The sequence below is a fragment of the Streptomyces sp. NPDC026575 genome, assembly GCF_055567415.1.
On the sequence record NZ_JBVHQM010000013.1, the window covers coordinates 77,159 to 88,641 of the forward strand.

Genomic DNA, 11,483 nt, shown 5'->3' on the forward strand with positions numbered 1-11,483 from the left:
GTGCAGCGGGCCCGGGGAAGGATTCCGGTTCAGTGGTGTTGGGCGAAGAATCGGGTTCCGTAGGCTCGGGCCGGGCGCCAGCCCTGGGCGAGCGCAAGGGAGAGCGCACACGTCGACGCATCCTGACGGCCGCACGGCGGAAGTTCGCGGAGGTCGGCTACGAGCGCGCCACCATCCGCGCCATTGCCACCGAAGCCGACGTGGACAAGTCCTCCGTGATCCAGTACTTCGGCAGCAAGCAGGACCTGTTCCGCGAGGCCGTCCGATGGCAGATCCCCCATGACGAGCTCACCACCAGCGACCCCGGCCAGACCGTGGAGAACCGCCTGCGCGGCATGCTGGGCACCTGGGCGGCGGATCCGGACAGCCCCATGGCCGTGCTCCTACGGACCAGCATGACGAGCGACGAAGCCGCAGAGCTGCTGCGCCGACATCTCACCACCGAGGTCACCGATCACATCGCCGGGACCATCGAGGCCCCCGACGCACGGCTGCGGGCCGCATTGTTCAGCGCGATCATGATGGGCATCGCCGCCCAGCGCTTTCTGCTGCGCATGCCCGACCTGGCCGAGGCGGACGTGGAGGACATCGTACGGATCGCCACTCCCCTGCTGCGCAGTCTCGTCGCTCCGGAGGCGTGAGCTCCCCGGGCCCCGTCTCGGCCAAACCCACTCGTCCAGCTCGTGACGAGGCTCTCGACTCCGCACGCGGATGAGACGCCCGTCCGTCGCGACAGCATCGATGCCCGCGACTCGGCCCGGCGCGGCTCTGATGCGACACTTCACCGTCAACCAGCCTGCGGTGAGGCCGAGTTACCCGAGTCGGGTTGAGCCGGCCGAGCCAAGGCGGGGCATGACCCGGATACGCCGGAAACCCGCCACGAGATGATCTTGGGTTGTTGAGCCCCTTGCCCCGTCACCCGTTCGGCTCGGTGTCGCTGGTGGTGATGCTGCTGCCCCGCGAGGTCGACGCCGAGCTGGTGCCGGCGATGTGGAAGCGCGCGGTGTTCTCCAACGCCAAGCTGCCTCAGGGCGCGGTCGACCGCGACGCGTACGTGGTGTGCGTGCTGGAGCAGCTGCACCGCGTCCTGAACCGGCGCGACGTGTTCGCCTACCCGTCCAACCGGTGGGCCGACCCGCGCGCCCGGCTGCTGGACGGCCCGCGGTGGGAGGCGATGCGCGCGGACGTGCTGGCGGGCCTGTCCCTGACCGAGGACGCCGACGAGCACCTGGCCCAGCTCACCCGGGGGCCGGACGCGGCAAACGCGGCGTGACCTGGCTCAATGCTGTCAACGACCAGGTCGCCGGGATCGGCTCGATGGTCGTAGGCGGCACTCCGCGCGACAGCCTCTACACGCTGGACTACGGCAGGGGAGGGAAGTCCGCGCCGCGCGAGGTGGTCTCGTAGGCGCGCAGCTCTTCGAGCATGTCTTCCAGCTGGCCGTGGACGGTGTCGTAGCCGGATGCGCCCAGAACCAGCCGGTGGGGAGGGGTGTCCTGCTCCATTGCGCTGACGACGGCCCGCACTCCTCGATGGGGATCGCCGGGCTGTCGGCCGTCCTGGTCGACCATGGAGGCGCGGACGGACTCGACGAACGGGAGATAGGCGTCAACTGTCTCGGACACGGGTTCGTCGGCGAAGGCGGAGTACGCGCGGGTGCGGAAGGCGCCGGGTTCGACGGCCAGGACGTTGATGCCGAAGGGGGCTACTTCGTGCCGCAGCACCTCGGTGAGGCCCTCGACGGCGAACTTCGCGGCGCTGTAGTAGCCGAAGCCGGGCACGCCCCGCAGGCCGGCGACCGAGGACATGTTGATGATCCATCCGGCGCCACGGGCTCGCATACCCGGGAGGACTGCGCGCAGGAGTTCGGTGACGGAGAAGAAGTTCAGTTCGAAGGACCGCCGGAGGTCGGTGTCGGCCGTGCCTTCGATGGAGCCGTACCAGCCCCGGCCCGCGTTGTTGACCAGGACGTCGATGCCTCCGAAGCGTTCCTCGGCCGCACGGACGGCATCATGGATCTGCCTCGTGTCGGTGACGTCGAGCGGTAGGACGAGCGCTCTGTCACCGTGGCGGCCGGCCCAGTCGTCGAGCAGGTGCGGGCGGCGGGCGGTCAGGGCGACGTTGTCGCCGCGCTCCAGCGCGACGTCGGCGTAGGCCGGGCCGAAACCGCCCGGAGTCCCGCCGGTGATGAACCAGGTCTTCATTTTTCCTCGCGATCCTTTGGTGGCGGCCCGATGAACTCCGTGACGGGCCGGGGTCGTCAGGGGGCGATGACGAGCCGGCTGATCCGTCTCTGCCCGTCGAGGACGAAGCGGTAGCGCAGGTCAACCTGCCCGCCGGGGAAGTCGCCTTCGAGGTGCTGGACTGCGGTGTACCGGTCAGGGCCGTGTCGCTCGGCTCCGACGAGCGTGGCGGTGTAGGTGTACTGGATGCTGGTCTGCTCCAGCCAGCCGCGGATGGCGGCCGCGCCGCGGTAGGTACGGCCGTCGTCGGTGACGGTGGCCTCGGGTGCGAGCGTGTCCACGGCGGTGGCGACGTCTTTCGCGTCGTGGGCCCGTAGGTAGCGTGTGACGGCCTCCGGCAGGTCGGCGACGTCGACGGGGTCGGTGCGTTCGGTCATGTCTGCCTCACAGATGCGCTGGATGCCGCCGCGGCCGGGCGCCCGGCGGCGGGGGCCGGATGTGGTGTCCGGGCTGTTCCGCGCGGCCGTACGAAGCACGCCCTTGGCAACTGCTAAAATAGAAGCAAGTTACTTTCACTTTAGCAGTAACTCGGGAGGGTGCCATGCCGAGCCGGATCCGGCTGGAGGATCGTGAGTGCCCACTGTCGACCACGGTGCAGCACGTCGGCGAGTGGTGGACGCTGCTGATCCTCCATGACGCCTTCGACGGCTATACGCGCTTCGACCAGTTCCAGCAGAGCCTGGGCATCTCCACCAGCATGCTCACGGCACGGTTGAAGGCCCTGGTCGCCGACGGCCTGCTGGAGCGGCGGCCCTACCAGACGAACCCCGTCCGCCACGAGTACGTCCTCACCGAGCGCGGGCACTCCCTGCGCCCCGTGATCGTCGCCTTGGCCGCCTGGGGAAACCGGCACCTGGCCCCGCAGGACCGATCCATGATCCTCGTCGACGCCGAGACCGGCCAGGAAGCGGAGCCGGTCGTGGTCGATGCTCGCACCGGGAAGAGCCTCGACGACAATGACGCGTACGTGTTCAGCGCTGGGCCGGCGGCCGGCGCGGCGATGCGCGCGCGCTATGCCGAACTCGATCGGCAGCGGCGATCACGAAGCGCCGACCCTGAGCCGGGCGCGCCGTAACCGCTCCGCCTGCCGAGTAGAGCTCGCTGCGCAGGTAGGCCCAGGCGAGATGGGCGAGGGCGGCGACCCGCTCGGGGTTCTCGTCCGTGGTTTCGGCGACGTCGTATCCGGAGACCCCTCCGAGTCCGTGCTCCGCGTCGAACAGGGTGAGCAGGGACTTGGGGCCTGGGGAGAGGACGTAGGGGTCGGTGTGCCAGTCCGGGCCGCTGACCGTCAGGAAGGCGGAGTCGTCCTTGTCGCCGGCGACCACGAGCGCGGGCGTCGTCATCGTGGAGAAGTCAGTGGTCAGGAAGAAGGAGTAGTTCTCGACCGTGAACTCGGTGAGGGCGCCACCGCCCCGGCCGGGCGCGGCGAGCAAGACGCCCGGCGAGCTGCGGGACGGCGTCCTCGATCACGTCGAGCTGGTCGAGGACGCGCGTCATGTCCTCGGCCCGGGTGCGCCAGTGCGCGGCGGCACCGGGGGCGTCGGAGTCCAGGCTCAGCGTCCTGGAGTCCAGGTGAGTGGGCTGGATGACGACGAAGCCACGTGCGGCCCAGAAGTTCGCGAGCGGGGCGTAGCCGTTCAGCGAAGAGAGATTGTTGGAGAAGCCGAGACCGTGCGAGAGGAGGATGACCGGCAGCTCGCTCCCGGTCACCGCCGCGGAGGTGTTCGTGACCTCGGGGATCGACGCACCGATTCGCCAGATCGCGGCCCGGGCGGGCGTCGGGCTGGGGACGCTCTACCGCCACTTCCCCACCCGGGCGGACCTGGTCACCGCCGTCTATCGCCATCAGATCGAGGCCTGCGCCGAAGCCGGCCCGAAGCCGCTGGCCGATGCCACCTCCCCGTTCGACGCGCTGCGCCAGTGGGTCGACCTCTTCACCGACTTCCTGGTCACCAAGCACGGACTTGCCGACGCCCTCCAGTCCGACAGTGACCGCTTCGCCGCGCTGCACACCCACTTCCTCGACCGCTTGATGCCCGTCTGCGCCCAGTTGCTCGACGCCGCCGTCGGCGCCGGCGAGATCAGGCCCGGCATGCAGCCCTACGAACTCATGCGGGGCATCGGCAACCTCTGCATCGGACGCGACAGCGACCCCCGCTACGACCCTCGAAGGCTGATCGAACTGCTCCTTCAGGGGCTGCGGCTCTCATAGACGGTCCTTTGCGCGAGCAAGATCAATAACGAGCCGCCGGACCCGCGCCGATCCCGGATTCGTTCGCAGAACCCGTTCTCACTCAAGAACGGGACGGGCTCCCTTGTGAGACTTGCATTGTCCGAAAATCCGGCCCCATGACGGACCCTCAACAGCCCTCCCCGGCCGACCGCGGGCCCGGGGCCGGCCGTGGCGGCCGGGCACCCCGCCCCCGGCGCCGATCGACCCGGACCTGCCGGGCGCGGACATCCGCATCGGGTACGCGCGGTGCTCGGGTCCTGATGGGTCAGCTGGCGAGGGAGACGGCGAAGGGCTTGAAGCCGTGTCGGCGCAGGATGTGGGGAACCACGAGGATCATGGCCTCGGTGGCGCGGGCCGTGGTGATGCCGCCGAGGTCCTCGATCCATGCGGGCTGCCAGCCCAGGTCGCCGAGCAGGCCGGTGACGGTCTTCTTCGCGTTCTGGTCATCGCCCGAGAGGTAGGCGGTCGGTGGGGTGGCCAGGGTTTCGGGAGCGGTCATGACCATGAACAGCATGGTGTTGAGGGTCTTGACCACATGGGTGTCAGGGAGGGCGGCCTGGAGTTGCTCGGCGAGGCTACTGCCCGGATAGCACAGGGCGCCGGGCAGGCCGTCATCGGCGTCGCGGGTGGCGTTGGAGACATCGACGAGGAGTTTTCCGGAGAGCTCGGTGCGCAGGTCGGCCAGGCGGTCCAGAGAGGTGTGGCCGGGCGTCGCGTTGATCACGATGTCCGCGGTGCGGGCGGTGGTGCGCTGGTCGGCGAAGGCAATCTGCGGGGCGATGCCGGCGGCAAGGGTTGCGGTCTCTTCCGGTTTCCGGACGCCGAGGGTGACACGGTGTCCGGCTGCGGAGAGCTTGCCGGCGAGGTTGGCGCCGACGCGGCCGGCGCCCAGGATGCCGATGCTGGTCATGGGGTGATGCTCCTTGCGGTGTGAGGTGGGTGGAGCGGAAATGTCCGGTCAGGCGATCGGCGACAGGACCTTGAGAGCGGCGGTGTGGATGCCGGGGGCGGCGGCCAGGAAGTCGCGGCTGCCCGTGTGCCAGGGCTCGCCCGCCAGGTCGGTGACGGTGCCTCCGGCCTCGGAGGCCAGCAGTGCACCGGCGACCAGACCGGAGCGAACGTCGGAGAACTGCCAGAAGGCGTCCGTGCGTCCGGCCGCGACGTGGATGAGCTGCATCGTGGCGGGAACGGAGACGCGCACGACCAGGCCGTTGATGAGCATGGCGGTGACCGAGTCACCGATCCGCCGGAAGGTGCGCTCGTCCTCGCCGGGCCTGGCCTGGCCGGTGCCGACGAGCGCGGCGCCCAGATCGGTCTTGGCGGACACCTTCAGGGGCCGGTCGTTGAGGCGGGCACCGCCGCCGGCGACAGCGGTGTAGGTGTCGCCGGTCAGTGGCAGGTGGACGACGGTGAGCACCGGCTGGTTGTCGCGGACCAGGGTGGCGGTCACGGCCCAGTCCTCCATGCCGTGAACGTGGTTGATGTTGCCCTCGGCGGGGTCGACGACCCACCACTCCCCCGACGGGAGCGCACCGCCGGCCAGCTCGTCCTCGGCCCACTGCGATCCCCGCCGGGCCCGCAGCAGCGGCTCCCGCAGCACGTCCAGCACCGCGTCGTCGTTGGCGAGGATCTCAGCGACGACCTCCTCCAGAGTCACGCCCCGGGCGTGCGGGGTGTGGCGGTCGCGCAGGGTGAGCCCTGCGGTCTTCACCGCGGCGGTCACCTCGGGCAGGAGCGTCGTGCCGGTGGCGAAAGGCATGGCTGTGCTCATGGTTGGGCTCCCTGAGTTCGATGTGTGCGGGCGGCTCGTCTCGCGCCTGCACTTCGAAGGTAGGTCTCCCGACCATTAACAACAAGTGCATGCTATTCAGCTATAGAATTACTCGCATGCAACTGGATCTGAACCTGCTCACGGCCCTGGACGCACTACTGGAAGAGGGCAGCGTCGCCGGCGCCGCAGCACGCCTCCACGTCACCGCACCGGCGATGAGCCGCTCCCTGGGCCGTATCCGCAAGGCCACCGGTGACCAGATCCTGGTCCGCACCGGCCGCAGCATGGTTCCCACCACCCGCGCACTGGCCATGCGCGCCCAGGTCCACGCCCTCGTACAGCAAGCCCACCACCTTCTGTCCACGCAAGCGGAACTCGACCTGACAGCTCTGGACCGGGTGTTCACCCTGCGCTGGCACGACGCCCTGGCTGCCGCCTGCGGCACCGCCCTGATCACCGCCGTCCACCACCAGGCCCCCGGCGTCCGACTGCGCCTGTCGGCCGAACCCGGGACGGACGACGCCGAGCTGCGCCGGGGTGAGGTCGACCTCGAATCGAGCTCCAGCACTCCGACGCTCCCCGACATCCGCCACCGCCTCGTCGGCAGGGATCGGCTGGTCGTCGCCGTCCGACCGGGCCACCCCCTCACCGAAGGCCCGCTGAGCACCGAGCGCTACGCAGCCGCCGAACACCTCACCGTTTCGCGACGCGGAAGCCTGCGCGACCCGATCGACGACGCCCTGACCACCCGCGGCCTCGATCGGCGCGTCGTCGCCGCCGGGCCCACGGCCGCCTTCGCTCTGCAACTCGCCCTCGACAGCGACCTGGTGGTGACCCTTCCCGACGCGGTCACCCGCGCGGCCCGGCACCAACTCGGCCTGACCACACTGGCGCTGCCACTGCCACTGCCCTTGCCCGAGGTCCCCCTGTACCTGCTGTGGCACCAGCGCTACGACGACGACCGCGCCCACACCTGGCTACGAGACCTGGCCACCGAAACCGTCCAAGCACTCTTTGCACCACCGACCGCCTCACAACAGCCCCTCACCAACCGGACCGGGCAGTGACGGATACGCCGGGCGACCAGGACGGGGCGGGCCGGCCCCGAGGCGGCGATGATCCCCCGCGCCGCCCGCGCGCGGATCGCCGTGGAGAAGTCGCAGCACTTCGTGGAGGTGCTGCGGAAACTGACGGAGCGGGGGGAATGCCAGGCGCAGGCGCTGGAGCGGCTAGTTTGTGTGCAGGACTGGTACGCAGGTCCGTGGTGGCAGAGGTGCACGGGGGACGGGAGGTCGGGAAGAGTGTCGCTGCGCGAAGGTGATCCAGCCGAGATCGGTGGTTATCCACTTGAGGCCCGGCTCGGTTCGGGTGGCATGGGCACGGTCTTTCTGGCCCGTACGAGTTCAGGGCGACCGGTCGCGGTCAAACTGATCCACCCGCAGTTCGCGGCGGACGACGAGTTCCGTATCCGCTTCCGGCGGGAGGTGGCGGCAGCGAGACGGGTGAGCGGCGCGTTCACCGCCGCCGTGGTCGACGCCGCCCCCGAGGCCGAGCAGCCGTGGATGGCGACCACCTACATCCAGGGGCACACGCTCTCCCGGCGCATAGCCACGAAGGGCCCGCTGGGCGGAGCGGAACTGAGGAGGCTCGCCATTGGGCTGGCGGAGGCGCTGCGGGACATCCATCGGGTGGGGGTCGTCCACCGTGACCTGAAGCCCTCGAACGTCGTGCTCTCGCCCGAGGGTCCACGCGTCATCGACTTCGGCATCTCGCGCGCCGTGGACCAGCAGACGCTGACGATCACAGGGCGGGTCATCGGTACGCCGCCCTTCATGTCGCCGGAGCAGTTGCAGGCGCCGCGCGATGTGGGGCCGCGGTCCGACGTCTTCTCGCTGGGGACGCTGGTTGCGTACGCAGCGACGGGCCACGGGCCCTTCGACGCGGACAGCCCGTACATCGCCGCATATCAGGTGGTGCACGGGGAGCCGTCGCTGGAGGACGTGCCGGTGGCCTTGCGCGCGGTCGTCGAGTCGTGCCTGGCCAAGGAGCCCAACGGGCGCCCCTCGGCGGACGAACTCCTCGTGCTGCTACGGGACCTGCCGGCCGACCTCGGCCAGACCGACGCGTGGGGAGTCGACGCGGGCCGCACCCGCGACATGATCACCCAGCACCACGTCGCGACGCCGGCCACCCCGGCACCGACTGCCCCGACCAGCGCCCCGACCACCGTCCCGGCCGGTCCCGATACGGGGAGCGCCGACACCCCCATCGGCCGCCGACCGCGTCGCCGATGGCGTCCCGTGCTCGCGGCCGCGGTCGCGGTCACGGTGGCAGCGATCTGCGGCGGAGTCGCCGCACTGACGGCGGGCGGCTTCGGGGGGAACGGCGGCGGCGACAAGGGCCACAACCTTGCGGCCCCGGGTGCCGCACTTCCGGACGGCTTCAAGCCGTGGCACAAGACCGTGCCGGGCGGTCGCGAGGACATACCCGACGAGCTGCGGTGCGTCGCGCACGGCGACGCGCTGTTCTGCGGGGGCGGCAGTGTTGTCGCGACCCGTATCAGGGCCAGGGACGGCTCGCGGGTGTGGACGGCGAAGAGCCCCGGCGTCCCCGTCCACGGCATGCACCTGGTGGGCGCCACCGACGACACGGTGCTCGGTTACCGCTTCGCCGCCCAGGACGCCCCGCAGGACCCTCCCAGCGAGGTGGTGGCCATCGACGCGGACAGCGGCCGGGAGCTGTGGTCCGTGCCGTCCGGCGGACAGTCGACGGCCGTCATGGGTCGGGCCCAGGACGCCGTTGTGGTCGGCTCCGACGTCGTGACGGTCGACGCCTCCAACTCCCGCTTCGAGGCCCGCAACGCGCACAGCGGTCAGGTCACATGGACGTCGCCATTCCCCGCGGGAACGCAGTGCTCACCCGTCCCGGTGGGCCCCCAGCTCGTCGCGATGTGCGCGACGCATGCGGAGGTGAATGCCTTCGCGGTGCGCCACCCCACCCTGCGCCCGGTCGACCGCGCGTCGGGGAGACTGGGCAGGCCCATCGCGATCAACGGCCCCGCCGTGCCGATGGGCATCGCCGACGGCAGGCTCGTCCTCCTGCAAGTACACCTGGGAGGAACGGAGTTGGACCGCTACAACGGGGTGGCACGGGTCGACACGGCCTCGCGGAAGGTCACGTACTCCCGACTGGCCAAGACATACACCGGGACGCCCGGCATGACGGACAGCACCGTCTACGTGAGCGGGCAGACCGGTCTCGTCACCGCACTCGACCCCGCGACCGGCCGGAAGAAGTGGTCGCGGCAGACTGGCGTGGAGGGCGCGTCGGGTCCGGTCGCGGGAGCCGGCGCACTGTATTTCAGCTCGGCCACCGGCCGGGTGGTCGCACTCTCGCCGAACGACGGCAAACCTCTGTGGACCACATATCCGCAGGCCGATGGGTTGACGGGCGAGCTGGACGTGAGCCCGCGGGTGACTCTTGCGGGGCGTGCGGTGATCGTGGCCGCGGCCAAGAACACTCTCTTCGCCTTCGACGCGCAGAAGCCGCCGAAGTCGGGGTGACCCGGGCGGACATCAACGGTGTCCCTGACGGTCGGCCGACGGCCGAGGAGCGGCCCGCGTCAATGGCGGACCGGAAGCAGCGTCGGCCGTACCCACCCGCGCCCGTGCCGACGCGGCCGCGTCGTCCTTGAACGCCCAGGACATCTTCGGCTCCATCACGTATCGGAACACCCGCCGTACCGGCCGCGTGCACAGCAGCGTGATCAGCGTGACGGCCAGCACCGTCACCACGACCTCGCCGACCGGCGTGCGCACCCAGGGGAGGGTGTCGTACCAACCGGACCAGCGGGACATCTTGATCGCGAAACCGTGCAGCAGATAGCCGTACAGCGTGCCCGCGCCCAGCTTCGTGAACCACGTCCGCCGACGCGGCACCAGGGCCAGGAAGCACACGGTGAGCACCATGGCGCAGCCGAACAGCGCGAGTTCCATGACCGGGGAGACCCACGCCGGCATGCCCAGGTCCTGTACGGCGTCGTTCTGCCGGAGCCATGCGACGTTCATGCGCGGCGCCGCCCAGTACGCGAAGAGGACGGCGCCCACCATCACCGGCGCTGCCGCGACGCGGACCGCGCGCTGCCGCAGCAGGTCGAAGTGGGCCGGCTTCAGGTGCAGTCCGAGGACGAAGAACGGCAGGAACTGCAGTACCCGCCGCATGGCGAAGTCGTTGCCGACCTCAGGTGAGGCCGCCGCGAGCACGGCGATGACCAGCGCCAGCGGGACGGGCCAACGCACGAGCTTCCAGACAGGGGTGGTCAACCGCCAGATGAAGAGAGCTGCCAGGAACCAGTCCAGGTAGTACGGGCTGGTGAGGTTGATCGGCTCGTTCGGAGTGTCGTTGACCCAGCGCTGGAAGTAGGCGTAGAGCACCTCGAACACCACGTACGGCACGGCGACACTGGTGAGGAGCCGCTTGAGCTTGGCCGGGCTGAGGTCGAATCCGCGGGAGAAATAGCCGGAGATGAGGACGAACGCCGGTATGTGGAAGGTGTAGACGGTCATGTACAGCGCCATCGCCACCCGGCCGCCGTGGGTGAGCGGCTCCCACGTATGCCCCATGGCGACGAGGACGACCGCCAGGTACTTCGCGTTGTCGAAGAACGCATCTCTGCCGCCGGACTCGGGCTCGATGCGGGGGACGGGATCCTGCCGCCCCTCGGGCGCCGGGTCCACAGTACGTTCGGGGGGTATGGCCGCGCGGAACATTTGAGGCACCCTAGTCGCACAGCTGTAATGGGTAAAACCGTCGACACGACTGAACCATCGTCCGTCCGTCGCTTCGGCTCAACGACAGGCCAATTCATGCGTTCCGCCTGCTTGATGGCTCATGATCTGCCTCAATGAAGGCATGTACGCGGCGAACTAGGCAGGCCGTTGTCGCGCTACGGCGGAAGAGCCGCTCCGGGCATCGGAAGCCGACCGACCAACGGTGCCGCCGCGAGATCCCACTGGCCCCCTTCGCCGTGACCGGCATGGGCTTGAAGCTGCGGGTCCACCCGCTGGCTCAAGGTCCGGAAGGCGCAGGGACCAGCGCTCCGCCGATGTCAGTCACAACGTTTCAGCAGGTCAACACAATCATAAGGTTCGTACCAACAGACGAAGCATCTGCTGGCAGGCGTCTGGCCGAGAAGGGCGGACTCGCGTACGTCCTCACGGCGTTCGTAAGCGGCCAC

Annotated in this window: 10 protein-coding genes and 2 pseudogenes; 6 read left to right on the forward strand and 6 right to left on the reverse strand. The window is 69.7% G+C overall.

From position 1 onward, the window contains the following. Window positions 1-35 precede the first annotated feature (35 nt). Window positions 36-641: a TetR/AcrR family transcriptional regulator gene (locus ACZ4NB_RS19615; RefSeq protein ID WP_467663105.1), complete on the forward strand. Its 606-nt coding sequence runs from the start codon at window positions 36-38 to the stop codon at window positions 639-641. 308 nt (window positions 642-949) lie between these two features. Beyond that, window positions 950-1,258: pseudogene (locus tag ACZ4NB_RS19620) on the forward strand (hypothetical protein); the annotation flags it as partial. A gap of 103 nt (window positions 1,259-1,361) precedes the next feature. Here ACZ4NB_RS19620 and ACZ4NB_RS19625 read toward each other — a convergent pair. Continuing rightward, entirely contained in the window at window positions 1,362-2,204 is an 843-nt protein-coding gene (locus ACZ4NB_RS19625; RefSeq protein WP_467663107.1) for an SDR family NAD(P)-dependent oxidoreductase, read from the reverse strand. 56 nt (window positions 2,205-2,260) lie between these two features. Continuing rightward, window positions 2,261-2,620, reverse strand: coding sequence for a nuclear transport factor 2 family protein (locus ACZ4NB_RS19630; RefSeq protein WP_467663109.1), 360 nt, complete (start codon window positions 2,618-2,620; stop codon window positions 2,261-2,263). Between the two features lie 164 nt (window positions 2,621-2,784). Here ACZ4NB_RS19630 and ACZ4NB_RS19635 point away from each other — a divergent pair, with 164 nt between their 5' ends. Next, entirely contained in the window at window positions 2,785-3,318 is a 534-nt protein-coding gene (locus tag ACZ4NB_RS19635) for a winged helix-turn-helix transcriptional regulator (RefSeq protein WP_467663111.1), read from the forward strand. Here ACZ4NB_RS19635 and ACZ4NB_RS19640 read toward each other — a convergent pair. Next, window positions 3,215-4,004: pseudogene (locus ACZ4NB_RS19640) on the reverse strand (alpha/beta hydrolase family protein). The gene ACZ4NB_RS19635 and the pseudogene ACZ4NB_RS19640 overlap by 104 nt on opposite strands. Between ACZ4NB_RS19640 and ACZ4NB_RS19645 the strand changes: the two are divergent. Then, window positions 3,928-4,455 carry a TetR/AcrR family transcriptional regulator gene (locus tag ACZ4NB_RS19645; RefSeq protein ID WP_467663113.1) on the forward strand — a complete coding sequence of 176 codons (528 nt, stop codon included), beginning with the start codon at window positions 3,928-3,930 and terminating at the stop codon, window positions 4,453-4,455. The pseudogene ACZ4NB_RS19640 and the gene ACZ4NB_RS19645 overlap by 77 nt on opposite strands. A 286-nt stretch (window positions 4,456-4,741) precedes the next feature. On the opposite strand, the gene ACZ4NB_RS19650 is transcribed toward ACZ4NB_RS19645, so the two are convergent. After that, the gene (locus ACZ4NB_RS19650; protein ID WP_467663325.1) at window positions 4,742-5,428 is read right to left on the reverse strand and encodes an NADPH-dependent F420 reductase; all 687 of its coding nucleotides are present in this window, start codon (window positions 5,426-5,428) and stop codon (window positions 4,742-4,744) included. 6 nt (window positions 5,429-5,434) lie between these two features. Next, the gene (locus ACZ4NB_RS19655; protein ID WP_467663115.1) at window positions 5,435-6,247 is read right to left on the reverse strand and encodes an inositol monophosphatase family protein; all 813 of its coding nucleotides are present in this window, start codon (window positions 6,245-6,247) and stop codon (window positions 5,435-5,437) included. 116 nt (window positions 6,248-6,363) lie between these two features. Here ACZ4NB_RS19655 and ACZ4NB_RS19660 point away from each other — a divergent pair, with 116 nt between their 5' ends. Together ACZ4NB_RS19660 and ACZ4NB_RS19665 are read left to right on the forward strand one after the other, a co-directional pair. After that, window positions 6,364-7,314, forward strand: a complete 951-nt coding sequence (locus tag ACZ4NB_RS19660) for a LysR family transcriptional regulator (protein ID WP_467663117.1) — start codon at window positions 6,364-6,366, stop codon at window positions 7,312-7,314. Window positions 7,315-7,548: 234 nt separating this feature from the next. Then, window positions 7,549-9,810: a serine/threonine-protein kinase gene (locus ACZ4NB_RS19665; protein ID WP_467663327.1), complete on the forward strand. Its 2,262-nt coding sequence runs from the start codon at window positions 7,549-7,551 to the stop codon at window positions 9,808-9,810. A 12-nt stretch (window positions 9,811-9,822) separates the two neighbouring features. Here ACZ4NB_RS19665 and ACZ4NB_RS19670 read toward each other — a convergent pair whose 3' ends face one another. Continuing rightward, entirely contained in the window at window positions 9,823-11,016 is a 1,194-nt protein-coding gene (locus tag ACZ4NB_RS19670) for an acyltransferase family protein (RefSeq protein WP_467663119.1), read from the reverse strand. Window positions 11,017-11,483: the final 467 nt, after the last annotated feature.